This is a genomic window from Polaribacter sp. Z014, assembly GCF_023555435.1.
GTDB lineage: Bacteria > Bacteroidota > Bacteroidia > Flavobacteriales > Flavobacteriaceae > Polaribacter.
On the sequence record NZ_JALCZP010000026.1, the window covers coordinates 1 to 24,914 of the forward strand.

The following is a 24,914-nucleotide window of genomic DNA, read 5'->3' on the forward strand; positions in this document are numbered from 1 at the left end:
CGTACGGGAATCGAACCCGTGTTACATGGATGAAAACCATGCGTCCTAACCCCTAGACGAACGGACCAGAACAATTAAGAATATCCTAATTGCGGGTGCAAATATACAATGTTTTTTAATTCTCACAATAGTTTTCGAAAAAAAACATTTTTTTTTCGAAATTAATACGCTTTTGCAAAAAGCACCCTTCTAGAAGATGGCTTTCCTGTTAAAACACAGACACCTATTTCTTCTTTAGCATCATTAGGTATACATCTAATAGTTGCCTTTGTATATTCTTTTATTCTGTCTTCTGTTTCTTCTGTACCATCCCAATGTGCAGACACAAAACCACCAGTATTCTTTATAGCCTTTTTAAATTCTTTAAAATCGTCTACAACCGTTGTATGTTCTTTTCTAAAATCTATTGCCTTCTTGTATAAGTTATCCTGAATTTCTTCTAAAAGGTTTTCAATAAAAGAAACAGCATCGTCTTGGGCCACTATTTGCTTTTCAAAAGTATCTCTTCTTGCAATTTCTAAAGTTCCATTTTCTAGATCTCTATTTCCAATAGCAATTCTTACTGGCACTCCTTTTAACTCATACTCAGCAAACTTAGCTCCTGGTCTATACGTATCTCTTGTATCAAATTTAACAGAAATTCCTTTTAATCGTAATTCTTTTACAATTACATTCATTTTCTCAGAAATTGCTACTAATTGCTCATCTCCTTTATAAATTGGAACAATTACCACTTGTATTGGCGCTAATTTTGGAGGTAGTACCAAGCCATTATCATCGGAATGCGTCATAATTAAACCACCAATTAAACGTGTAGATACACCCCAAGAAGTAGCCCAAACATATTCTTGTTTTCCTTCTTTAGAAGTAAACTTAACATCAAATGCCTTTGCAAAATTCTGACCTAAAAAATGACTTGTACCAGCTTGCAAAGCTTTTCCGTCTTGCATTAAAGCCTCAATGGTATACGTATCATCTGCACCTGCAAAACGCTCACTATCAGATTTTGTTCCCTTAATTACGGGCATCGCCATAAAATTTTCTGCAAACTCCGCATACACATCTTGCATTTGCTTTGCTTCCACTACAGCTTCTGCTTTTGTAGCATGAGCCGTATGCCCTTCTTGCCATAAAAATTCTGCGGTACGTAAAAATAAACGTGTACGCATTTCCCAACGAACCACATTTGCCCATTGATTTATTAGTAAAGGTAAATCTCTATAAGACTGAATCCATCCTTTATATGTATTCCAAATAATTGCTTCAGAAGTTGGTCTTACCACCAATTCTTCTTCTAATTTAGCTTCTGGATCTACTCGTAACTTTCCCGGATTATCAGGATCATTTTGTAAACGATAATGTGTTACTACTGCACATTCTTTAGCAAAACCTTCTGCATTTTTTTCTTCAGCTTCAAACAAACTTTTGGGAACAAATAAAGGAAAATAAGCATTCTCATGTCCTGTTTCTTTAAACATTCTATCTAGTTCTGCTTGCATTTTTTCCCAGATGGCGAAACCATAAGGTTTAATAACCATACATCCTCTAACTGCAGAATTTTCAGCTAAATCTGCCTTCACTACTAACTCGTTATACCATTTGGAATAATCGTCGGCTCTTTTTGTTAAATGTTTACTCATAATCAAAAGTTTGGCACAAATATTGCACCCTTTATTGTGTAAATGTTTGTTAAAAATTCGTTATATTATACAAAAACAGGACAAAACTACTATAATTTAAAGAGTTTTAACTACATTTAATTGATAAAATAAGTATTCATCTAAATATATTCATTATGAAACCTCGATATATAAATTTCAAACTAAACCAACTCTTATTTTTACTAACCACTAGTTTAGTATTGGTTTCTTGCGGTACCTATCAAAGTGCTTATAATGATGATGGTATTTATGGCGATGAGACTGTAAATAGTAACAACAAGAAAGTTATCTATGCTAACGAGGATGAATATGATGATTACAACGATAATTATTTTTTAAACAAACTAAACAGCCTAGAAAATGTAGAAAATAATGATGTTTTTACAGATGTTGATAATTATAAATCTGTAGACACTATTTATATTGATGAAGAAGATATTGATGAAACATTAAATTACAAAGCTAACCAACCTTGGGGACAAAATGACAATAACGATGTCTCAGTAAATATCAATGTAATTGAAAGTCCTTATTGGAATAATTATTATGGTTATAATTATTATGATACTTGGGGTTACAGAAACTGGAACTATAGAGGTTACGCTTGGAATTACAATCCTTATTGGCATCCTTACCATAATTATAATGCTTGGAATGTAGGTTTCTATTCTCCTTACTATTATCAACCTTATTATTACGGATACTCTAGCCCTTATAGAAATTATAACAATAGATACACTAATCGTACGTACAGAAATAACAATTACGGAAGAAGATCTACAAACAACACAACATATAGAAGAAATAGCTCCGTTAATTCTAGAAGTAGAACTGCTACAACAAGCAGAAGAAGCACATCTACCCATAGACAACCTACAAGCACATCTAGCAGGAGAAGTAGCACAACAACATCTCCTAGTAGAAATTCTACAACCAATAGAAGAAGCTCCTCACCCACTAGAAGTACTAGAAGCAGTTCTTCTACACGAAGAAGTTCTGGTACAAGAAGTAGCTCTAGTACTAGAAGAAATAGCGCTAGTGTAAACAACAACACAAACACCAGAAATAACAAACAAGTTGTCGTTGTAAGAAGATCTTCTACGCCTAGTAGCTCTAGAAATTCTAACGCATCAACAGCAAGAAGAAGTTCAAATACCTCTACAAGAAGCACTAGCAGAACTACACCGCCTAGAAGCTCAAGTTCAACAAGAAATACGTCAACGAGTTATTCACCAAGAAGAAGCTCTACTACTACGTCTTCTAGCAGGAGTAACACATACACTCCTTCTACAAGAAGCTCATCTTCCTCTAGATCATCATCTACAAGAAGTACCCCTAGTAGAAGCAGTAGCAGCTCTAGAAGTTCATCTTCCAGTTCATCTAGAAGAAGAGGGTAGTGAATTAGTTTTATGTTCTTTAAAAGATTACAAACAAATATTAGTATGAAAAAATTTATAATAACAACGATCTTATTCGTAGCAACAGTTACGTCTTATTCTCAATCTTTAGGTTATCAAGATTTAGGCGTTTTATTTTCTCAAAATGATGATAACGGTTCTGCTCGTTTTACAGCTATGAGTGGTGCTTTTGGAGCATTAGGAGGAGATATTTCTTCTATGAGTGTAAACCCTGCAGGTATTGCTGTCTTTACAAATAGTTCTTTTACAGGAACCATTAATTCTAGAAATACAGATATAAGTGCCGCTTATGGAGACGCTAGCTTTAATGATAGAAAAAAAATAACAACTCAAGATCAATTTTTTAATCTTTCTCATGCTGGTGCAGTTTTAGTTTTTGATAGCGCATACAAATCTGATTGGAGTAAATTTGCAATTGGTTTTAACTATAGAATTACTAAAGATTTTGAAAACAGCTTTTCAGCTCAAGGAAATGAGGCCGTTACTAAATTCGACACAAATCCACGTGTTCAAAATACACTATATAACTACACAGATGGACAACTATTCGATACAAATTACAACGGAGAAACAACAGAGTTAAACATCGCTTTTTCATCAGTTCATAAAAACAAATTATATATAGGTTTAGGTCTTAATTTCTATGATTTAAATTTCACTCAACAATCTGTTTTAACGGAGTTAAATAGTGACGAAGATGGAAATATCCTTGACGTAGAATTATATCAAGAAAATCTTACATCAGGAACAGGTTTCTCTGCAAACGCAGGTTTTATTTATAAAGCAAATCAAAATTTTAGATTTGGTTTAGCTTATCAAACACCAACTTGGTATACAGAAATCTTACAAGACACAAATTACAACCAAGACAGCAATATTGATATTGGAGAAACAGCTTTTTTCCCGGATGAAGTTTACTCCTTTTCTGAAAACAATCCTCGTCAATTTATCTCTTATAAATTAAAAACACCGAGTAAAATAACCGCAAGTGCAGCTTTTATTTTTGGAAAAGATGGTTTAATCAGTTTAGATTACATCAACAGAAATTATAAAAACATAAAATTATCTAACGGTGATTTTACAATCGAAAATCAGTTTTTTGAAAACGAATTAAGAAATACACATTCTTTTAACATAGGTACAGAATGGCGTATGGATAGATTTAGCGTAAGAGGTGGTTATAAATTTGAGCAAGACCCTAATAAAGCTGCTTTGAGTTCAGATAATTTAAAAGGATATTCTTTAGGTGCAGGTTACAACTTTGGTAATATAAAATTAGACTTTGCTTTTAGCGACAACAATAGAACTGGTGTATATAATTTTTACTCAAACCTTATTACAGACGTAAACCCATCAGAATTAGAAATAGACAATAAAACAATTACAGCATCTATTAGCTTTAATTTGTAAACGAAAATAACACTCAATAAAAACACCGCTTGTAGATACAACTAATATCCGCAAGCGGGTTTTTATTTAACATATCAAAAACAATTCTATTTCCCTTTTTTCCCTTAATTTTGCAATTCAATTTTTTTAGCACCATGCAAGACGTAAAAATCACAATTCAAGAAACCACAAATAATACCATTATAAAATTTAATACCAATCAAATTTTAATAAATGGAGGAAGTTATGAATACAATAATATAGATGAGGCTAAAAACTCACCTTTAGCACAACAATTATTCTACTTACCTTTTGTTAAAAAGATTTTTATTACAGCAAATTTTATAGCTGTACAACGCTATGACATTCTAGAATGGATAGACGTACAAGAAGAAGTAAAAGAGCAAATTGAAGCTTATTTAAATGATGATGGAGTTGTTGTACAAGAATCTCCAATTTCTAAAAAAGAAGCCATTGAGGTATATGCAGAGGTTACTCCAAATCCTTCCGTAATGAAATTTGGAAGTAGCAAATCTTTAACTCAAACCGATGTTGAATATAAAAATATAGATGAGGCTAGTAAATCATCTCCTTTAGCGCAAGCTATTTTTAATTTTCCATTTGTAAAAGAAGTATTTATTTCTGATAATTATGTTTCTGTTACCAAATATGACATGGTAGAATGGAGTGATGTATTTGCAGAAGTAAGAACTTTTATTAGAGAATACTTAGTTGCTGGAAAAACCATTATTAAAGAACTTCCAACAGAAGAAAAAACAACATCAGAAAATAAAGTAGTTACACCGCAAGTACAATTAGAAGGTATTTCTGCACAGATTTCTGATATTTTAGATGAATATATAAAACCTGCAGTAGCAAGTGATGGTGGAAACATTGCTTTCCGTGGTTATGATGAAGAACGAAAAATAGTACACGTGGTTTTACAAGGTGCTTGTAGTGGATGCCCTTCTTCTACAGCTACTTTAAAAAACGGAATAGAAAGTTTACTAAAAGAAATGTTACCAAATCAAATTAACGAAGTAGTAGCAATTAATGGGTAAAAAAGCCCCTTTGTCCTAAAAGACATTTCCCCAAAGGGGAAAAAAATAAAGGTTAAGGGAATACAGAATGTTAATTTTATATAAACAGAAAAACACAGTTGCTCACGCTATGAGTTTCCTCTCTTCGAGAGGATTAAGGTGGGCTTATTTATGTCAGCAGAAAAAATAAACCCTTACAAAGATTCTAAACTTGGCAAAAAAGAACAAGTTGCTCAAATGTTTGATAACATTTCTGAAAATTACGATGGTTTAAACAGAGTAATTTCATTAGGAATTGATGTTAAATGGCGTAAAAAAGTAGTGAAAATTGTTGGGAAAAATAACCCAAAACAAATTTTAGACATTGCTACAGGTACAGGAGATTTAGCTATTATGATGGCAGCTTTAAACCCTGACAGAATTGTAGGTTTAGATATTTCTGAAGGTATGCTAGAAGTTGGAAAACAAAAGATTGCCAAAGCTAATCTTTCTAATAAAATAGAAATGGTTGTTGGCGATTCTGAAGAAATGCCTTTTGCAGACCATACTTTCGATGCTATTACGGTTTCTTTTGGTGTAAGAAATTTTGCTAATTTAAATAAAGGGCTTAAAGAAATTGCAAGAGTTCTAAAACCAACAGGTGTTTTGGTTATTTTAGAAACCTCTAACCCAGTTAAATTTCCATTTAAACAAGGGTATAAATTATATACTAATTTATTTTTACCTGTTGTAGGTAAATTGTTTTCTAAAGATAAAGTTGCCTATTCATATTTATCAGAATCTGCAAATTCTTTTCCTTTTGGAGAAGCTTTCAACAATATTTTACAAAAAAACGGGTTTACACATACAAAAGATACACCCGTAACATTTGGAGTTGCCACAATTTATACCGCAAGTAAATAATGATGAGTAAGAAATTTATAATATTCGGTTTTTTCCTTTTAACTTCTATTGCTTTTTTTTCGCAAAAAGAAAAAGTAGAATACTTACCAACTTTTGATAAAGGACAAATACATTACGGTTTTTATCTTGGTTTAAATCAGAATGATTTTAAAATTAGTTACAATAATAATTCTGGAATACCAGATGCAAATATTACAGTAGAACCTTCGGCTGGATTTAATGTAGGGTTAATTGCAGATTTACGTTTGCATAAAAATCTAAACTTACGTTTAGAACCAGGTTTAATGACCAACTCAAAGAAAATTTATTTTCACCATTTGAAAAACTACAGTTCCAATCCTTTAGATAGTGTAAGAGAAGTAAGTTCTACATATTTACACGTACCTTTAATCTTTAAATTTAGCACAGACAGATATAATAATATTCGCCCTTATGTACTAGGCGGAATTTCTTACAACTATAATTTTTCTAGTAACGAAGCTAATCAAGATGATAATTCTGCAAGTCAGTTTAGAATGAAAACTCATAACTTTATGTATGAGGTTGGTGTAGGCATTGATATTTACTTGTATTACTTTAAGTTTTCACCTTCTATACGTGGCGTTTTTGCACTACCAAGCGAAATTGTATATGACAAAGATTCAAATAGTCCGTATACAGCTCCCGTAAATTACATGGGAACTCGTGGTGTTTTTCTAACTTTTGCTTTTGAATAAAGGTAAATTGAACAATTTTTAGGCTTGATGAAAATCAATAATTAGCAACTCCTTTTAAACTCGCTCAACAAAATCGCCGTTGCAGTAGCTACATTTAAACTTTCGGTTTCTTGAGTTTTACCAAATCTTGGAATAGAAATTTTATGGGTAATTAACTTTTTAATTTCTACTGATACACCATTTGCTTCATTTCCCATTATCAAAACTCCTTGTTTTGGTAAACTTGTTTTGTACACATTTTCACCATCCATATCGGCAATAAAAGTTGGGTTTTGGGTTTCAGATAAGTATTCTACCAAATCTACATAACGAATAGAGATTCTAGTTAAAGACCCCATGCTTGCTTGCACTACTTTCTGATTGTAACAATCTACAGTATCTTTAGAGCAAATTAATTCATCTACCCCATACCAATCGCATAACCTAATAATAGTACCTAAGTTTCCGGGATCATTTATAGCATCTAAAGCAATTATTAAACCGCTATCTACAAGAGGTTTTTTATCAGGAATTTTAAAAATTCCTAAAACTTTATTAGGCGTTTTTAAATTGCTAATTTTCTTTAAATCAGCATCTGAAATTCTAATTATTTGCGACTCAGAAATATCCGAAGAAAAATCATCTGTACAAAAAAGAGTTTCAACCTCAAACGAAGAGTTTAAAAGCTCTTGCACCACTTTTACACCTTCCGCTATAAATAATTGATGCTTTTGTCTATACTTTTTTTGAGATAAACTTGTTATTAACTTAAATTGATTTTTTGAGATACTCATTAATTGATTGTAATTGGAAATAAACCGCCGAAAAATACTATTTTTGAATTTGATAGCACTGCTAAATTAATGAAAAAACTTTCTTTATCATTTTTATTCTTACTCATTTTAGTTTCATGTAATTCAACAAAGCATGTAGCGGAAGATGAACACATGCTTACTCAAAACTATATTTATGTTGATAGCGTTAGAAATAATGTTAATGATATACAAAAATACATACTACAAAAACCAAATCCTAAGTTTTTAAATTTACCTATTGGTTTGTATTTTCATAATATAGGAAATCCTAATAAACCTAAAACACCATCTGAATGGGGTAAAAAAAATCCTCATTCTTATAATTTTATAAAAAATATTTTTTCTGAAAAGCAAAGTATTGCCTACGCAAAATCTTTTATAGGGATAAATAAATGGTTTTTAAATTATCAAGGTCCCGTTATTGTTAATAATAGAAAAGTAAAAAATACAGAAAACAACTTACTAACATATTACAAAAATCAAGGTTTTTTTAAAACGAAGGTAACCTCAGAAATAGATAGAGATTCTATTAGTAAAAAAGCAACAGTTGCCTATAGAATAACCAAAGGAAAACCAACAGTTTTAGATACCATAAACTTTAAAATAGAATCTCCGGTATTAGATTCTATTTATAAAAGCGCCAACACACCATCCCTATTAAAATCGGGCAATCAATACAACGACATTACCTTTAGAAATGAAGCGAGCAGAGTTTTAAAACTTTTTAGAAACAACGGAGTTTATAATTTTAATGAATCTGCCTTAGGTTTTTATGTAGACTCAACAAGAACAGACTATAAAACAAATGTAGATTTCTTAATCTCTGGAAGTCAATTAGAAGAAGAACAGCACGGTCAATATATAAACAAACCTTATCAAGTACAAAAGGTAACCGAAGTAAATGTTTATACAGATTATTCTTTTACAAGAAAAGGAGAACCTTATTTAGATTCCATAAACTATAAAGGCATTCAGTTTTTAGCACATCGTAGAAATAAATTCAACCCAAAATACTTATCGCAATCCATTTTTTTAAAACCCGGAAGTGTCTATAAAGACACCTTAAGAAACTTAACAAGAAATCATTTAAAATCACTTAACAACTTTAAATCCACCAATATAGAATTTATACCAATTGCCGGAACAGACGATGAATTAAAAATGCTTGTAAAGTTATCACCTATAGAAAAATACACTTTGGGTTTAGAAACAGAAATAACACATTCTAATATTAGAGAAATTGGTAGTTCAGCCAAATTTTCTATTACCAATAGAAACGCTTTTAGAGGAGCAGAATTACTAAAACTATCTGTTTTAGGCTCTTATTTTAATTCAAATAATGGTCCTGGTTGGGAGGCTGGTGCAGATGCTTCTTTAGAAATACCAAGACTTATTGCTCCTTTTGGTTTAAATAAATTGGTTCCTAAAGAAATGTCTCCTAGAACTTTATTTTCTATTGGCTCTAGTTTTCAAAAAAACATAGGTTTAGATCGACAAACATTCACTTTTTTGTCTGACTACAGATGGAAATACAATGCAAAAAAAACAATTCAATTAGAAATTTTAAATACGCAATACATTCAAAATTTAAACATTAATAGTTATTTTGACATATATAGCTCTGAATTCTCTAACCTAAACGATGTTGCCGAAGCTTATGATATCGCAAAGAATATTACTAACATTACCAATTATCCACTTTCTACAGATATAAACATACAAGTACCAGAAGCGTTAGATTTTATGAAAAAGGTAGCTAATGACACTAGCTTTAAAACTACAAATTCTGAAGAATACAATACGGCTTTAAATATTTTAAATAGGTATAATATTATAACATCAGATTTTTTAATACCTGTGCTATCCTATTCCTTTACCTATAATAATCAAGTAAATTCTAGTGACAATAATTTCTCTTTTTTTAAAATAAGACTTTCAAATTCGGGGAATGTTTTAGGCTTAATATCTAAAGAAACGAATACTAACGATAAAAAAACATTTGCTAAAATACCATTAGCGCAATACTTTAAAACAGACATAGAGTACAAAAAGTTTTGGGATGTTGGTGCAACTTCAGTATTTGGAATTAGAAGTTTTTTAGGTGCAATTATCCCTTATGATAATTCTGATATTCCTTTTACAAAAAGTTATTTTGCAGGAGGTTCTAATGATATTAGAGCTTGGCAAACTTATGAATTAGGTCCTGGAAATACAAATAGCGGTTTAGAGTATAATGTTGGTAGTTTAAAATTTTTAACAAGTGCAGAATATCGATTTAATGTAGTTAGCAAGCTAAAAGGAGCCTTATTTATTGATGCCGGAAATATCTGGGATATTACAGGTTCTAACTTTGTAGAAGATGCATCAAAATTCAATAACTTATCGTCCTTAAAAGATATTGCTGTCGGTTCTGGATTTGGAGCAAGATTCGACTTTAGTTTTTTAATTTTACGTTTAGACGTAGGCTTTAAAACCTACGAACCCTATTTAACTGGCAATAAATGGCTTAAAAACTACAATTTTGCAAATGCTGTTTATAATATTGGTATTAACTACCCCTTCTAAAATTGTAATAAAACCTATAACGTTTTCGTTATTTTATACTTAGATTCATCGGTATTTTTAGTACTTTTGATGAGTAATTAACGATTAAAATATACAAAAAGATGAGTCATAATATAAAACCAGGTGTTGCAACTGGATCAGAAGTACAAGCTATTTTTAAATATGCAAAAGAAAAAGGATTTGCTTTACCAGCAGTAAACGTTATTGGATCTGACACTATTAATGGTGTTTTAGAAACAGCAAGAGATTTAAATGCTCCTGTAATTATTCAGTTTTCTAATGGTGGTGCACAATTTAATGCTGGAAAAGGTTTATCTAATGAAGGTGAAAAAGCTGCAATTGCAGGTGGTATTGCTGGTGCAAAACACATACATGAATTAGCTGTAGCTTATGGAGTTCCTGTTATTTTACATACAGACCACTGTGCAAAAAAATTATTACCTTGGATAGACGGATTATTAGATGCTTCAGAAAAACATTTTGAAGAAACTGGTAAACCTTTATATAGCTCTCACATGATAGATTTATCTGAAGAGCCTATTGAAGAAAATATAGCAATTTGTAAAACATATTTAGCTCGTATGAGTAAAATGGGTATGACTTTAGAAATTGAATTAGGTATTACAGGTGGTGAAGAAGATGGTGTTGACAATAGTGATGTTGATGAATCTAAATTATATACACAACCAGAAGAAGTTGCTTATGCTTACGAAGAGTTATCTAAAGTAAGTAGTAATTTTACAATTGCTGCAGCCTTTGGTAACGTTCATGGTGTTTACAAGCCAGGAAACGTGAAATTAACTCCAAAAATCTTAAAAAATTCTCAAGAATTTATTACTAAGAAATATGGTGTTGAAGAAAACCATATCGATTTTGTATTTCACGGAGGATCTGGTTCTTCTTTAGAAGAAATTAGAGAAGCTATTGGTTATGGTGTTATTAAAATGAACATTGACACTGATATGCAATATGCTTTTATGAGCGGAATTAGAGATTATATGGGTAAAAATGCAGATTATTTAAAATCTCAAATTGGAAGCCCTGATGGACCTGAATCTCCAAACAAAAAATATTACGACCCAAGAAGATGGTTACGTGAAGGTGAAGTTACTTTTATTACACGTTTAAAACAAGCATTTTCTGACTTAAACAACGTAGATACTTTATAAAAGATATCTCTAAAATACTTTTTAAAAGCACTTTGACTAAAATCAAAGTGCTTTTTTTATGAGTTTAGAGATCAAAAAGGATACTTTTAAGAAAAAACTTTTACATTTGCGGTTCTAATTTTTTTTACATAAATTTAGAAATAACCTAAAACACAACAACAAGTATGGCTTGGTTTAAAAGAACGGATAAAGGAATACAAACTTCTACAGAAGATAAAAAAGATACTCCAAAAGGGTTATGGTACAAAACACCTAGTGGAAAAATAATAGATACAGAAGAATTAAAAAGAAACTTATATGTAAGTCCAGAAGACGGTTATCATGTAAGAATAGGTAGTAAAGAATATTTCGAATTATTTTTTGATGAAAATAAGTTTAAAGAATTAGACCCAAATCTTACCTCTAAAGATCCTTTAAAGTTCGAAGACACAAAAAAATACCCAGAAAGATTAAAAGCCGCACAAGAAAAAACCAAATTAAAAGATGCTGTTAGAACGGCTGTAGGAAAATCTTTAGGAAAAGACCTTGTAATTGCAGCAATGGATTTTGCTTTTATTGGTGGATCAATGGGATCTGTTGTTGGAGAAAAAATAGCAAGAGCTATCGATTATTCAATAAAAAATAAAATTCCATTTTTAATGATTTCTAAATCTGGAGGTGCAAGAATGATGGAAGCTTCTTTATCTTTAATGCAAATGGTAAAAACATCTGTTAAATTAGCGCAATTAGCAGAGGTAAACATCCCTTACATATCTTTATGTACAGACCCTACAACTGGTGGTACAACTGCATCTTACGCTATGTTGGGAGATATTAATATTGCAGAACCAAATGCATTAATTGCTTTTGCAGGACCAAGAGTTGTAAAAGATACTACAGGTAAAGACTTACCAGAAGGTTTTCAAAAATCTGAATTTGTCTTAGAACACGGTTTCTTAGATGCAATTTACGAACGTAAAAATTTAAAAAAACAGATTAATTTGTATATCGACTTAATACAAAATATACCTGTTAGAGCATAAAACAACTCGTTACTATAAGCTCTTAAAACGAAGTAATCTTTTTATTACAAACAATTAAAAAGATTACTTTACATCTCTTAGAGAGATGAATAATGTGTTCTTTTTACTATTCCAAATTAAAAAAATAATTATATCTTTGCAGCTTCAATGAAATTATCATTGATGTACATAATAATCATTTAAATAATATTGGAATGTATTTAACTAAAGAAGTAAAAGAAAGCATCTTCGAAAAACACGGTAAAGGAAAAAACGATACTGGTTCTTCAGAAGGTCAAATCGCATTATTTACGCACAGAATCAACCATTTAACTGGGCACTTAAAAAATAATCGTAAAGATTATAACACAGAGCGTTCATTAGTAATGTTAGTTGGTAAACGTAGAAGTTTATTAGATTATCTAAAGAAAACTGATATTGTAAGATATCGTGCAATTATCGCAGAATTAGGAATTAGAAAATAATTCTTACAAAAAGAGGCTCTATAAACGTGCCTCTTTTTTATTTTAAAACCTATCTAGTTTATTACAAATGTCAGGTTTTAATCCCACGAAAGTGGGAAACTAAAAAGTAATTTATTCTGACTAACAAACAGAATCTATATAAAAAGGTTAAATTAATTAACCACATTTCTGCGAAAGTAGAAAAAAAAATCAAAAATAGTAACAGCATTTTTGAATTTCCATTGCAACAACGTACAACAACACAACAACAAACAAATTAAAAATTTAGAATTTAAATTTATGATTCCAAAAGTATTTAGAGAGGTTATAGACCTTGGAGATGGTAGAACTATCTCATTAGAAACCGGTAAATTAGCAAAACAAGCACACGGTTCTGTTGTTGTTCAAATGGGTAAAGCAATGTTATTATGTACGGTAGTTTCTAACTACAAACAATCTGACGTTGATTTTTTACCACTAACAGTAGATTATAGAGAAAAATTTGCGGCTGCAGGTCGTTATCCTGGTGGTTTCTTTAAAAGAGAAGCAAGACCTAGTGATGGAGAAGTATTAACAATGCGTTTAGTAGACCGTGTTTTACGTCCTTTATTCCCTAAAGATTACCATGCAGAAGTACAAGTAATGATCCAATTAATGTCTCATGATGAAGATGTTATGCCAGATGCATTAGCAGGTTTAGCAGCGTCAGCAGCTATTCAATTATCAGATTTTCCTTTCGAATGCCCTATCTCTGAAGCTAGAGTTGGTCGTATCAATGGAGAATTTGTTATCAACCCAAACAGATCACAATTAGCAGAATCTGACATCGACATGATGATTGGAGCTTCTGCAGATTCTGTAATGATGGTTGAAGGTGAAATGGATGAAATTTCTGAAGAAGAAATGGCAGATGCAATTAAATTTGCCCATGAAGCTATTAAAGTTCAGTGTGCTGCTCAAGTTGCATTAGCTGAAGCTTTTGGTAAGAAAGAAACAAGAATATACCAAGGAGAAAGAGAAGATGAAGAATTAGCAGCTAAAATTAATGAACTTACATACGATAAGTGTTATGCAATTGCTAAAAAAGGAACTTCTAAAGTAGAACGTACTAATGCTTTTGCAGACATAAAAGAAGAAGTAAAAGCAGCATTTACTGAAGAAGAATTAGCTGACTATGGTGATTTAGTTGGAAGATATTTCAATAAATCTCAAAAAGCAGCAGTTAGAGAATTAACTTTATCAGAAGGTTTACGTTTAGACGGACGTAAAACAACAGATATTAGACCAATTTGGTGTGAAGTAGATTACTTACCATCAGTACACGGTTCTTCTATCTTTACTCGTGGAGAAACACAAGCCTTAGCAACTGTAACTTTAGGAACTTCTAGGGATGCAATGAAAATAGATATGCCATCTTACGAAGGTGAAGAAAATTTCTATTTACACTATAACTTCCCTCCTTTTTGTACAGGTGAAGCTAGACCATTAAGAGGAACATCTCGTAGAGAAGTTGGTCATGGTAACCTAGCACAACGTGGATTAAAAGGAATGATTCCTGCAGATTGCCCTTATACAGTAAGAGTAGTATCTGAAGTTTTAGAATCTAACGGTTCTTCTTCTATGGCAACTGTTTGTGCTGGTACAATGGCATTAATGGATGCAGGTGTTAAAATGATAAGACCAGTTTCTGGTATTGCTATGGGATTAATTTCTGACGGAGATCGTTATGCTGTTTTATCTGATATTTTAGGTGATGAAGATCACTTAGGAGATATGGACTTTAAAGTAACAGGTACTTCAGAAGGAATTACAGCATGTCAAATGGACATAAAAGTAAAAGGTCTTTCTTACGAAATTTTAGTAAATGCACTAAAACAAGCAAGAGATGGTCGTTTTCATATTTTAGGTAAAATTACAGATACAATTGCTGCTGCAAATGAAGAAGTAAAAGCGCATGCTCCTAAAATGGTGAATAGAAGAATACCTAATGAATTAATTGGTGCTTTTATTGGACCAGGAGGTAAAAACATTCAAGAATTACAGAAAGAAACAGAAACTACAATTGTAATTACTGAAGATCCTGTAACAGAAGAAGGAATTATCGAAATTTTAGGAACTAAACCAGAAGGAATCGAAGCAGTTATTGCTAAGATTGAGTCTATGTTATTTAAACCAGAAAAAGGTTCTGTATATGAAGTAAAAGTGATCAAAATGTTAGATTTTGGTGCTGTCGTAGAATATACTGAAGCTCCCGGTAACGAAGTTTTATTACACGTAAGTGAATTAGCTTGGGAACGCACAGATAATGTTTCTGATGTTGTTAAGATGGGAGATATTTTAGATGTAAAATACTTTGGTTTAGACCCAAGAACACGTAAAGAAAAAGTTTCTAGAAAAGCAATTTTACCAAAACCAGAAGGTTTTGTTGAAAGACCACCAAGAGATGATAAACGTTCTGGTGGACGTGATAACAGAGGTAGAGACAATCGTAGAGACGATAGAAAACCTAGAGCTCCAAGAAAAGAAGAGTAAATATTTTACTGAACTTGTTTCAGTATCTAAAAATAGTATTAAAAATCGCCAATTAATTTTGGCGATTTTTTTTGTTTATAGGGGTTTTGTAAAATGCTTTTATTTTCTTTGCACTCAACAATGAACATACAACATACTACATATTTATCATTAGGAACAAACCAAGGAAACAAACTTGAAAACCTACAAAATGCCATTAACTTAATAGCTGACGATATTGGTGGTATTCTAAAAATATCTTCCATTTACAAAACACCTTCTTGGGGATTTGATGGAAATGATTTCTATAATATTTGCATTAAAGTTTCCACCAATCAACAACCAGAAGCTTTAATGAGTTCTTTATTAAAAATAGAAAATGAACTAGGTAGGCAACGATCTACAAAAGAAGGCTATCAAGATAGAAATATAGATATTGATATATTGTTATTTGAAGATCATATTATCTTCTCTAAAACTTTGATCGTTCCACATTCAAAAATGTTACAGCGTAAATTTGTACTAATTCCTTTGTCTGAAATAGCCCCAACAGTAATACATCCCATAGAAAAAAAACAAATTTCAATATGTATACAGGGTTGTGACGATACATCTGAAATTATAAAAGTGAATGAAGCACTAAAAAGACCAATCCCTATATCTGAAAAATATAACTATATTGCTATAGAAGGAAACATTGGAGCAGGCAAAACAACTTTAGCAAATCTAATCTCTACAGAGTTTAATGCTAAAACCGTTTTAGAGCGTTTTGCAGACAACCCTTTTCTACCAAAATTTTACGAAGACAAAGAACGCTATGCATTTCCATTAGAGATGAGTTTTTTGGCCGATAGATATCAACAACTCACAGATGATTTAGCACAATTTGACTTATTTAAGAACTTTATTATATCAGATTACTATATTTTTAAATCTTTAATTTTTGCCCAAGTAACATTACAAAAAGAAGAGTACTTACTGTATAGAAAAATGTTCGATTTAATGTATAAAGAAATTACAAAACCAGATTTATATATTTATTTATTTCAAAATACAGAACGACTCTTAGAAAACATTAAAAGAAGAGGCAGAGACTATGAACAAAAAATTGAACCGGCATATCTAAAAAAAATTCATAATGGATATAAAAGTTTTATTAAAACAGAAAAAAATCTAAATTCACTAATAATAGATGTGTCAGAAATGGATTTCGTAGCTAATAAAAAGGACTATCTTAAAATTATTAACACAATTAAGCATTTTTAAAAAAATAATATTATATTTTTGTGGGATCATTCCCCCATTATAGTTAAAACAAAAATTCAAAGTAAAAATGAGGAGAATTATATTATTTATTCTATTTAGCAGTTTTATAATTGCACAATCATTCGGTCAAAAGAATGAAAAAAATATTATATACAAAGACAGTACTGAAGTAAAAGGTAGTGATATTATAAAAGAAAACAATACCTGGGCAATAGCTGGTGGTTTCAGTAATTTCATTATGCATGGAGATTTACGTTCAATTGGTACTAGTGATGATACCAACTACTGGAATTTTGGTGGTTATGTTTATGTAGATAAAATGTTTAACCCAGTATTAGGACTTGAATTTAAAGCCACTTACACTAAAATGTCTGGTGGAGCTCAATATTTCTCAAATACGTACGATCTTAAGTATGTCCCAACCACAGTTAATAGAGATAACATGAAATTTGAAGGTACTGCCTATGGTGCCGAATTAAATTTAATAGTAAGTTTTTCTAATCTTTATAGAAGACAAGCTAGAAAATGGAATGTTTCTGGATATTTTGGTGTTGGATATCACCAATACGATTCTGCTTTATTTGATAGAAACTCTGATGGATCTTACACTAAGATTTCAGATGCTGATTTTGGATATAACCCAGAAAGAAATAGCGTATCTGAAGCAAGTTCAATCTATTTATCTGCACAACTAGGTATAAAAAGAAAATTAAGCAGACGCTTAGATCTAGAATTTAGAACTGGTATGTATTTCAACCATGAAGATCATTTAGATGCTGCGATTTCTAACAAACAAAATTGGGAAAACTTTTTTGTAACGAGCCTAGGTGTAGTTCTAAAATTAGGAAAGAAAAAAGAATATATTATTTGGGTTGCCGACAAGCCTGCTGGAGCAGAATTTAAAATCATTGATACAGATAATGACGGTGTAATGGATCAATTAGATGTAGAACCAAACACACCTATAGGAGCGATGGTTTATGGTAATGGTCAGGCTATAGATACAGACGGAGATGGATTACCAGATTACAAAGATAAATGTCCACTAGAATATGGTCCTATATCTAATGAAGGTTGTCCTTTAAATGTTGATACGGATGGAGATGGAGTTATGGATGCTAAAGATTTATGTCCAAATACACCTGGTCCAGTAGAAAACAAAGGTTGTCCTAAACAAGAAGTAGTACCACCTGTTAACATTACACAACAAATTGGGTTGTTAGCAACAAGTATTTACTTTGATACTAATAAAGATGTAATTAAATTAATATCTTATAGTACTATTGACCAAATCGTTATGTTAATGAAAAAAATACCAGATGTAAGGTTTGTTATTGAAGGTCATACAGATGATAGAAATAGTGATAGATACAACTTGTACTTATCTCAAAGAAGAGCAGAAAGTGTAAGAAAATACATGATAAGACAAGGTATTTCTAGCGAAAGATTAGAACCAAAAGGATATGGTGAATCAAGACCTAAATTCTCTAATGATAATGCTGGAGGAAGACAACTAAACAGAAGAGTTGAAATTAAACCAATAGATGCTATTGGGACTGTAGAAAGAATTGATGAATAATTAATTAATCACAATCTAATTCAAAAAAAGAGGCTACTTAATGTAGCCTCTTTTTTTTTATAACACTGTCTCATAATAAACCAACGACACTCACAATAAAGTATAAACAGAAAACTAGTATTTCACTAAAAAATTTAGTAAAAAAAAGACCTATATAGCTTTATCTATATTTTTAAGTTGCTAAATTTACCTCATCAAAATACATCTATAAATAACAAAAAACCGGGTATGTCGTATTCGTTTCTGTTTAAGAGATTTCTTTATAGAATCTAACAATTAAAGCCCATTAGAATAACTTAAATAAAAAAGGGTTGTCCAAATTAATTTGGACAACCCTTTTTTATTAAGTAATAATTTTCTCTTACTTCAACTCTAACTTCTCTGCAAAATAAGCACAAAAATCACGCATCGTAGCACTCATCTTCTGATCATCTGTGGCACGTTCAAAAGTATCTGCCATAGATACTAATGTTTGATGATAGAATTGCTTCATTTCATCTACAGGCATGTCTTTTGTCCATAAATCCATACGTAAAGTATCTTTTTTCTTATGATCCCATACAGATATCATAATAGCTTTAGACGCTTCATTATTTATATCTCCGTCTTTTGCTGTCCAAGAAATTTCTTCTGGAACTTTGTTTTCATCTAAACCAATTTCAAAATTAATTTGTGAATTATGTTTTACTGACATTATTTTTTAGGCTTGTATTTTGATCTTTTGAATAACTCTTCAGGATCAATTATTAATAATTCTTGCAAAGATACATCATTATTTTGCATATAAGACCTTACTATTTTCCATCCTAACCATACCCCTATTCTTCCTGGAGATTCATTATCATTCTGTAAATAAAACTTAGAAAATGGAGCATTCTCTAAAAATCGTTTGTTCAATTTTGTATCTGTACTAAACAACAATTTTCGTTCTATAAAATATTTCCAAATATCTTCTTCATTATAAAGAGTCCAATCCATGTTTTCACTTGAATATCCTATTTTTAATTTATCTGGAACAGCAGGTAAATACATATCTAATAAGTACATTTTTTTTCCTTCCTGAATCATTTTTGATAAAAAACTTCGAGTAGGTAATGGAACAACTTGCTTATTAATTATTGAATTTGCTACATCCACAATAATATTTTCTTTATTATTATTTTCTTTAATATATTTAGGGTAGTCTGAATAGAATCGATGCGTTTTCCCTAAATAAGCATCTAAAGAAATAAATAATAAACTATCTGCATAAATTACTCTACTATTGTAATCTATATTAGATATAATAGTAACCACATTGGGCGCTTTAAAATTGGTATTATAATATTTAACATGCTTAAAAAGTGATGCTAATTGTGATTTTAGCACAGGAATATTCTTATATAATTTTTGAGTTTCTTTAAATAACTCTTGTTCATCTTTATTAGCTATTTTAGAAATAGCCAAACTATCTGTAAATGATTTTGGAAATAAATAGGGATATTTATTTTTAAGGTTAGGCAATTGATTAGCTGTGGTATTGTAAAAATCTACCTCGTACCTTTTTATCGAAAAATCAATATTTATTGTAGAAACATCAATTTCTGTGTTTTTTTTATCAGTACATGAAAAAAACATCCATAAAACCATTAAATTCACAAAATAAAATCTCATATTATTTGTATCTTAGTCATTAGATTTAAGAACGTTAAAAATACTAAAATAGTTTATCAATGAAGACGGAAAAGGTTGCCGAGTACATCATAAAATGGTTAAAAGAATATGCTAAAAATGCAAAAGTAAAAGGATTTGTCGTTGGAGTTTCTGGTGGAATTGATTCTGCCCTTACTTCTACACTATGTGCAAAAACAGGTTTCCCTACTTTATGTGTAGAAATGCCTATTCATCAAGCACCTAGTCAAGTTACTAGAGCACAAGAGCATATTGCTCAATTAAAAAATAATTTTAGCAATGTTTCTGATGTAAAAGTAGATTTAACTTCAACATTCGAAGATTTTAAAAATGTAGTGCCAAATGCAGCACCATCTGCAAAAGTAGATTTGTCTTTAGCCAATACAAGAGCAAGACTAAGAATGACAACTTTATATTATTTAGCAGGTTTACATAGTTCTTTAGTAGCAGGAACAGGTAATAAAGTTGAAGATTTTGGTGTTGGATTTTACACAAAATATGGTGATGGAGGTGTAGATTTAAGCCCAATTGCAGATTTAATGAAATCTGAAGTATATGAATTATCTGAATTTTTAGGTGTCCCAAACTCAATACAAAAAGCACAACCAACAGATGGTTTATTTGGAGATAGTAGAACTGACGAAGACCAAATAGGAGCTTCCTACGACGAATTAGAATGGGCAATGAAAATGCAAAATAATGGAAAATCTGAAAATGATTTTTCAGGAAGAGAACAAGAAGTATTTAAAATTTATTCACGATTAAATAGAATTAATCAACATAAAATGATTCCCATTCCTATTTGTGAAATACCAAAAGACTTACAATAAATTAGCAGCTAACATTAATTTTTTAATTCTTACAGAAGCTCTTTTTTTAGAACCTTTTACTATATCAAAAGGCAGTAATACAATTAGATAGCTTATTTTTAATAATTGAGCAATTTTTTTCATTTTAATTTCCTTATCTATTTATAAGAAACCTAATTAATAAAAAAGTCACATATAAAACTATATGTGACTTTCTTATACTTTATAAAATAATAAGATTACAATAGGTTTGCTGCAACCATCATTTTTTTAATCTTTAAATACGCTCTTTTCTTAGAACCTGATGAGATTTCAAATGGTAATAATAGAAATAATTGAATAATTCTTAAAAATTGTAATAATCTTTTCATAACACTGAGGGTTTTCTTTTTGCGAGTGCAATATACAAAAAATCTATATGATTATAAATTATTACTATAGGGATAAACACCCTATTTTACAATTTGTTAATATTAAACTACTCTATTCAGCTTTTCAAAGAGTCTCATTTTCAAGCTTGTATAATTTCTAATAACCTCTAAATCTATTGGCCCGCCCTGGTTTGATATTGCCTCACTCATCAATTCGTCAATCTTTTCCCCTATCAAAACTCTCCTTAAATTATAAACCACATCGTTAACATCTTTGGCTAAAACTTCTAAAGCAGACTTTACTTCTATGTTCTGCCCTTCCCAATTACTTAATTGTCTACTAGGGTTTTCTTTCTCCATTAAAATGGAAGTTACAATGGTAGATATTTCTGTATTTTTATGATTAATTAAACCATCAATATCTAATTTTTCTAACTGATTTAACTGATGAATAATTTCTGTGTAAATCTCTTGAAAAAGTTCATTAGAAAATTCTATTTCGTCTTCATGTAAATGCACATAAATTTCTGCGGAAACCGTATTCTCATATTTTCTTACATCTATTTTTTCTTTTCCATTATCATCAACATGCAAAACCTCTTCGGTAAATTCTACTTCTTCATTTCCATATAAAAGTAAAATTTTAATAATCTCATTTTCTAAAATTGAAAGCTGATCTATTTTCTGAGACGCAATTGCCCCCCCTTTAACCAATCCCATTTTGGTAGTTTGGTCTTGCTCTTTAAAATACTCTGGTGGAGGCTCATTTGGGTCTTGCTGCGGACTGTATTGTTGCCTACTTGGTTTGCTTTTTTGTTGCAGACCTTTTTTTAATAACTGTGCTAATTCACTAAATAATACACGCTCCGAAATATCCATAATTCTAGAACATTCTTGCACGTACACTTCTCTTTGAATTCCATCAGGTATTTTAGATATACTTGTTACAATATCTCTAATTACTCCGGCTTTTTTTATAGGATCGTTGTTAGAATCTTTTAATAAAAGTGATACTTTAAAGTTGATAAAATCTTGTGCAGATTCCTCTAAATAAACTGCTAATTCTGCATTTGAATTGGCTTTAGCAAAACTATCTGGATCTTCTCCGTCTGGAAACTGAACTACTTTTACGTTCATTCCTTGCTCTAGAATTAAATCTATACCACGAATAGAAGCTCTAATTCCGGCTGCATCACCATCAAAAAGTACAGTAATGTTTTTTGTTAATCTATTTACCAATCTTATTTGATCCGGTGTTAAAGCCGTACCAGAAGATGCAACTACATTCTCTACCCCAGATTGATTAAATGAAATAACATCTGTATAGCCTTCTACTAAGAAACAGTTGTCTTGTTTGGCTATTTCTTTCTTTGCTTGGTATAATCCGTAGAGAATTTTACTTTTATGGTAAATATCACTCTCGGGTGAATTTAAATATTTAGCTGCTTTTTTATCGGCAGTTAAAATTCGTCCTCCAAAACCTAAGATTCGTCCCGACATAGAGTGTATTGGAAACATTACACGTCCTTTAAAACGATCGAACTGTTTGTTTTCTTTTACAATTGTAAGTCCGGTGGATGCTAAAAATTTTAAGTCGTAGCCTTTCTTTAAAGCGGCATTTGTAAAATTATCCCACTCGTCCATACAATATCCTAATTCGAACTTTTTAATGGTTTCGTCTGTAAAACCACGTTCTTTAAAGTAAGATAATCCTATGGCTTTTCCTTTATTAGAAGTAAGCATTAACTCATGAAAATAATCTTTAGCAAAAGTTGAAACCATAAACATACTTTCACGTTCATTCATCTGCGCTTTTTCTTCAGATGATTGCTCTGCTTCTTCAATTTCTATATTGTACTTTTTGGCCAACCATCTTAAAGCCTCTGGATAAGTGTAATGCTCATGCTCCATTAAAAAGGAAACTGAGTTCCCTCCTTTTCCTGTAGAAAAATCTTTCCAGATTTGTTTTACTGGAGACACCATAAAAGAAGGTGATTTTTCATCTGTAAACGGACTCAAACCTTTAAAGTTACTTCCTGCTTTTTTAAGCACTACAAATTCTCCAATAACCTCTTCTACTCTTGCAGATTCGAAAATGCGGTCTATGGTACTTCTTAATATCATTGAATTTTGATTAAAAGGTAATACAAATATAATAAGAAGTTTTTTTATAAAAATAAAGACCTCACAGGTTTTAAAAACCTGTGAGGTCTGAAAATACATTTTACAAACTTCCTTTTTTAGTTGGCTCTAAGCGTTAAGGATTGAGCTATTGTTTGAGCTCTTTTTTGTTTTTACAAAAAAAGCGAGTGCGAAATCCTGACCCTTGTGGTAACGCCCAAAAAAAATTAAGAAGCTGCCTTTAATTTCTTTAATGTTGTATTAGATAATTTTGCTTCTGCATATGCTTTGGTTACATTTAGTTCTTTTTCGTTAGAACTTGGTAAATCGAACATTGCATCTGTAAAAATTGCCTCACATAAAGAACGCAAACCTCTTGCTCCTAATTTATATTCTACCGCTTTTTCTACAATATAATTTAGAGCTTCTTCGTCTATAGAAAAGGCCACATCATCCATTGTAAATAACTTGGTATACTGTTTTATAATAGCGTTTTTTGGTTCTGTTAAAATAGACCTTAATGTTTTTGCATCTAAAGGATTCATGTAGCTTAAAACTGGTAAACGTCCAATAATCTCCGGAATTAAACCAAAAGCTTTTAAATCTGAAGGAATAATGTATTGCAACAAGTTTTCTTCATCTACTTTGTCATCATCTAAAGAAGCTCCAAAACCTACAGCTTGCATATTTAAACGCTTGCTAATATATCTTTCGATTCCAGAAAAAGCACCACCTGCAATAAATAAAATCTCTTTAGTGTCTACTTCTATAAATTTCTGCTCCGGATGTTTTCTACCTCCTTTTGGCGCAACATTTACAACAGTACCTTCTAATAATTTTAATAAAGCTTGCTGTACTCCTTCACCAGAAACATCTCTTGTTATTGATGGATTGTCTCCTTTACGAGCAATTTTATCTATTTCATCGATAAAAATAATACCTCTTTGCGCTTTTTCTACATCGTAATCTGCAGCTTGTAATAATTTACTTAAAATACTTTCTACATCTTCACCAACATACCCAGCTTGCGTTAAAACAGTGGCATCTACAATAGCAAAAGGAACGTTTAACATTCTTGCAATTGTTTTTGCTACTAAGGTTTTTCCGGTTCCGGTTTCTCCAACTAAAACAATGTTAGATTTCTCTATTTCTACATCGTCTTTATCGTCTTTGGTTTGTAGTAATCTTTTGTAATGATTATAAACCGCTACTGCCATTGCTCTTTTAGTTTCTAATTGACCAATAATGTATTGATCTAAAAACTCTTTAATTTGCAAAGGTTTCTTTAGCGTTAAATCTTTAGATAAGTCGCTAGATTTTCCTTCAGAAATTTCTTCCTGAACAATACCGTAGGCTTGTTCTATACATTTATCGCATATATGAGCATCCATACCTGCTATTAACAAGTCTGTTTCTGCTTTTTTTCGTCCGCAAAACGAACATTCTAAATTTTCTTCTTTCGACAT

21 protein-coding genes are annotated in these 24,914 nt (G+C 31.0%); 13 read left to right on the forward strand and 8 right to left on the reverse strand.

The features are described 5' to 3' along the window. Window positions 1-161: 161 nt before the first annotated feature. A complete protein-coding gene (gene proS / locus MPF19_RS16975; RefSeq protein WP_249989449.1) occupies window positions 162-1,640 on the reverse strand; it encodes a proline--tRNA ligase in 1,479 nt (492 codons plus the stop codon). A gap of 155 nt (window positions 1,641-1,795) precedes the next feature. On the opposite strand from proS, the gene MPF19_RS16980 reads away from it, so the two are divergent. The 5 genes from MPF19_RS16980 to porT all read left to right on the forward strand — a co-directional run bounded on the left by MPF19_RS16980 (window position 1,796) and on the right by porT (window position 7,127). Further along, window positions 1,796-3,058, forward strand: coding sequence for a hypothetical protein (locus MPF19_RS16980; RefSeq protein ID WP_249989451.1), 1,263 nt, complete (start codon window positions 1,796-1,798; stop codon window positions 3,056-3,058). Window positions 3,059-3,103: 45 nt separating this feature from the next. Next, complete coding sequence (locus MPF19_RS16985; RefSeq protein WP_249989453.1) at window positions 3,104-4,489, forward strand: OmpP1/FadL family transporter; 1,386 nt, start codon at window positions 3,104-3,106, stop codon at window positions 4,487-4,489. A gap of 134 nt (window positions 4,490-4,623) precedes the next feature. Next, window positions 4,624-5,529, forward strand: a complete 906-nt coding sequence (locus tag MPF19_RS16990) for a NifU family protein (protein WP_203394843.1) — start codon at window positions 4,624-4,626, stop codon at window positions 5,527-5,529. Window positions 5,530-5,679: 150 nt separating this feature from the next. Continuing rightward, the gene (ubiE, locus tag MPF19_RS16995; RefSeq protein WP_203394842.1) at window positions 5,680-6,411 is read left to right on the forward strand and encodes a bifunctional demethylmenaquinone methyltransferase/2-methoxy-6-polyprenyl-1,4-benzoquinol methylase UbiE; all 732 of its coding nucleotides are present in this window, start codon (window positions 5,680-5,682) and stop codon (window positions 6,409-6,411) included. Continuing rightward, window positions 6,411-7,127 (forward strand): type IX secretion/gliding motility protein PorT/SprT, encoded by a 717-nt coding sequence (gene porT, locus MPF19_RS17000; protein WP_249989455.1) that lies wholly within the window; start codon window positions 6,411-6,413, stop codon window positions 7,125-7,127. The genes ubiE and porT overlap by 1 nt, the downstream gene beginning before the upstream one ends. Before the next feature lie 41 nt (window positions 7,128-7,168). On the opposite strand, the gene MPF19_RS17005 is transcribed toward porT, so the two are convergent. After that, the gene (locus MPF19_RS17005) at window positions 7,169-7,900 is read right to left on the reverse strand and encodes a TrmH family RNA methyltransferase (protein ID WP_249989457.1); all 732 of its coding nucleotides are present in this window, start codon (window positions 7,898-7,900) and stop codon (window positions 7,169-7,171) included. A 69-nt stretch (window positions 7,901-7,969) separates the two neighbouring features. Here MPF19_RS17005 and tamL point away from each other — a divergent pair, with 69 nt between their 5' ends. The 7 genes from tamL (at window position 7,970) to MPF19_RS17040 (ending at window position 18,476) form a co-directional block, all read left to right on the forward strand. Then, window positions 7,970-10,486 (forward strand): translocation and assembly module lipoprotein TamL, encoded by a 2,517-nt coding sequence (tamL, locus tag MPF19_RS17010; RefSeq protein ID WP_249989459.1) that lies wholly within the window; start codon window positions 7,970-7,972, stop codon window positions 10,484-10,486. A gap of 101 nt (window positions 10,487-10,587) precedes the next feature. Further along, complete coding sequence (fbaA, locus tag MPF19_RS17015; RefSeq protein WP_249989460.1) at window positions 10,588-11,655, forward strand: class II fructose-bisphosphate aldolase; 1,068 nt, start codon at window positions 10,588-10,590, stop codon at window positions 11,653-11,655. 164 nt (window positions 11,656-11,819) lie between these two features. Further along, complete coding sequence (gene accD / locus MPF19_RS17020; protein WP_203394838.1) at window positions 11,820-12,677, forward strand: acetyl-CoA carboxylase, carboxyltransferase subunit beta; 858 nt, start codon at window positions 11,820-11,822, stop codon at window positions 12,675-12,677. Between the two features lie 194 nt (window positions 12,678-12,871). After that, on the forward strand, window positions 12,872-13,141 hold the full coding sequence (gene rpsO, locus MPF19_RS17025; RefSeq protein ID WP_203394837.1) for a 30S ribosomal protein S15: 270 nt from the start codon (window positions 12,872-12,874) through the stop codon (window positions 13,139-13,141). Window positions 13,142-13,420: 279 nt separating this feature from the next. Next, the gene (locus MPF19_RS17030; RefSeq protein ID WP_249989461.1) at window positions 13,421-15,652 is read left to right on the forward strand and encodes a polyribonucleotide nucleotidyltransferase; all 2,232 of its coding nucleotides are present in this window, start codon (window positions 13,421-13,423) and stop codon (window positions 15,650-15,652) included. A gap of 120 nt (window positions 15,653-15,772) precedes the next feature. Next, the gene (gene folK, locus MPF19_RS17035; protein ID WP_249989462.1) at window positions 15,773-16,897 is read left to right on the forward strand and encodes a 2-amino-4-hydroxy-6-hydroxymethyldihydropteridine diphosphokinase; all 1,125 of its coding nucleotides are present in this window, start codon (window positions 15,773-15,775) and stop codon (window positions 16,895-16,897) included. Window positions 16,898-16,964: 67 nt separating this feature from the next. After that, complete coding sequence (locus MPF19_RS17040; protein ID WP_203394834.1) at window positions 16,965-18,476, forward strand: OmpA family protein; 1,512 nt, start codon at window positions 16,965-16,967, stop codon at window positions 18,474-18,476. Window positions 18,477-18,837: 361 nt separating this feature from the next. Here the strand turns inward: MPF19_RS17040 and gldC are convergent, their stop codons facing one another. Together gldC and gldB are read right to left on the reverse strand one after the other, a co-directional pair. Next, a complete protein-coding gene (gldC, locus tag MPF19_RS17045; protein WP_203394833.1) occupies window positions 18,838-19,170 on the reverse strand; it encodes a gliding motility protein GldC in 333 nt (110 codons plus the stop codon). Next, window positions 19,170-20,129 carry a gliding motility lipoprotein GldB gene (gene gldB / locus MPF19_RS17050; RefSeq protein ID WP_249989463.1) on the reverse strand — a complete coding sequence of 320 codons (960 nt, stop codon included), beginning with the start codon at window positions 20,127-20,129 and terminating at the stop codon, window positions 19,170-19,172. Before gldB ends, gldC begins: the two co-directional genes overlap by 1 nt. 59 nt (window positions 20,130-20,188) lie before the next feature. Between gldB and nadE the strand changes: the two genes are divergently transcribed. Next, window positions 20,189-20,977, forward strand: coding sequence for an NAD(+) synthase (gene nadE / locus MPF19_RS17055; protein WP_249989465.1), 789 nt, complete (start codon window positions 20,189-20,191; stop codon window positions 20,975-20,977). Here the strand turns inward: nadE and MPF19_RS19380 are convergent. From MPF19_RS19380 to clpX, 4 genes are all read right to left on the reverse strand, one after another. Then, on the reverse strand, window positions 20,969-21,100 hold the full coding sequence (locus tag MPF19_RS19380) for a hypothetical protein (protein ID WP_284041579.1): 132 nt from the start codon (window positions 21,098-21,100) through the stop codon (window positions 20,969-20,971). The genes nadE and MPF19_RS19380 overlap by 9 nt on opposite strands. A gap of 95 nt (window positions 21,101-21,195) precedes the next feature. Beyond that, complete coding sequence (locus MPF19_RS19385) at window positions 21,196-21,327, reverse strand: hypothetical protein (protein ID WP_261971860.1); 132 nt, start codon at window positions 21,325-21,327, stop codon at window positions 21,196-21,198. 102 nt (window positions 21,328-21,429) lie between these two features. Further along, on the reverse strand, window positions 21,430-23,451 hold the full coding sequence (gene dnaG, locus MPF19_RS17060) for a DNA primase (protein WP_249989467.1): 2,022 nt from the start codon (window positions 23,449-23,451) through the stop codon (window positions 21,430-21,432). Window positions 23,452-23,675: 224 nt separating this feature from the next. Next, window positions 23,676-24,914, reverse strand: coding sequence for an ATP-dependent Clp protease ATP-binding subunit ClpX (gene clpX / locus MPF19_RS17065; RefSeq protein ID WP_203394829.1), 1,239 nt, complete (start codon window positions 24,912-24,914; stop codon window positions 23,676-23,678).

Coding starts and splice junctions, on each gene's coding strand:
- MPF19_RS17005 (WP_249989457.1), bottom strand. CDS start 7,900: ATGAGTATCTCAAAAAATCAATTTAAGTTAATAACAAGTTTATCTCAA.
- ubiE (WP_203394842.1), top strand. CDS start 5,680: ATGTCAGCAGAAAAAATAAACCCTTACAAAGATTCTAAACTTGGCAAA.
- porT (WP_249989455.1), top strand. CDS start 6,411: ATGATGAGTAAGAAATTTATAATATTCGGTTTTTTCCTTTTAACTTCT.
- tamL (WP_249989459.1), top strand. CDS start 7,970: ATGAAAAAACTTTCTTTATCATTTTTATTCTTACTCATTTTAGTTTCA.
- MPF19_RS19380 (WP_284041579.1), bottom strand. CDS start 21,100: ATGAAAAAAATTGCTCAATTATTAAAAATAAGCTATCTAATTGTATTA.
- folK (WP_249989462.1), top strand. CDS start 15,773: ATGAACATACAACATACTACATATTTATCATTAGGAACAAACCAAGGA.
- clpX (WP_203394829.1), bottom strand. CDS start 24,914: ATGTCGAAAGAAGAAAATTTAGAATGTTCGTTTTGCGGACGAAAAAAA.
- MPF19_RS17030 (WP_249989461.1), top strand. CDS start 13,421: ATGATTCCAAAAGTATTTAGAGAGGTTATAGACCTTGGAGATGGTAGA.
- gldB (WP_249989463.1), bottom strand. CDS start 20,129: ATGAGATTTTATTTTGTGAATTTAATGGTTTTATGGATGTTTTTTTCA.
- gldC (WP_203394833.1), bottom strand. CDS start 19,170: ATGTCAGTAAAACATAATTCACAAATTAATTTTGAAATTGGTTTAGAT.
- MPF19_RS16990 (WP_203394843.1), top strand. CDS start 4,624: ATGCAAGACGTAAAAATCACAATTCAAGAAACCACAAATAATACCATT.
- MPF19_RS19385 (WP_261971860.1), bottom strand. CDS start 21,327: ATGAAAAGATTATTACAATTTTTAAGAATTATTCAATTATTTCTATTA.
- MPF19_RS16980 (WP_249989451.1), top strand. CDS start 1,796: ATGAAACCTCGATATATAAATTTCAAACTAAACCAACTCTTATTTTTA.
- fbaA (WP_249989460.1), top strand. CDS start 10,588: ATGAGTCATAATATAAAACCAGGTGTTGCAACTGGATCAGAAGTACAA.
- nadE (WP_249989465.1), top strand. CDS start 20,189: ATGAAGACGGAAAAGGTTGCCGAGTACATCATAAAATGGTTAAAAGAA.
- MPF19_RS16985 (WP_249989453.1), top strand. CDS start 3,104: ATGAAAAAATTTATAATAACAACGATCTTATTCGTAGCAACAGTTACG.
- dnaG (WP_249989467.1), bottom strand. CDS start 23,451: ATGATATTAAGAAGTACCATAGACCGCATTTTCGAATCTGCAAGAGTA.
- accD (WP_203394838.1), top strand. CDS start 11,820: ATGGCTTGGTTTAAAAGAACGGATAAAGGAATACAAACTTCTACAGAA.
- MPF19_RS17040 (WP_203394834.1), top strand. CDS start 16,965: ATGAGGAGAATTATATTATTTATTCTATTTAGCAGTTTTATAATTGCA.
- rpsO (WP_203394837.1), top strand. CDS start 12,872: ATGTATTTAACTAAAGAAGTAAAAGAAAGCATCTTCGAAAAACACGGT.
- proS (WP_249989449.1), bottom strand. CDS start 1,640: ATGAGTAAACATTTAACAAAAAGAGCCGACGATTATTCCAAATGGTAT.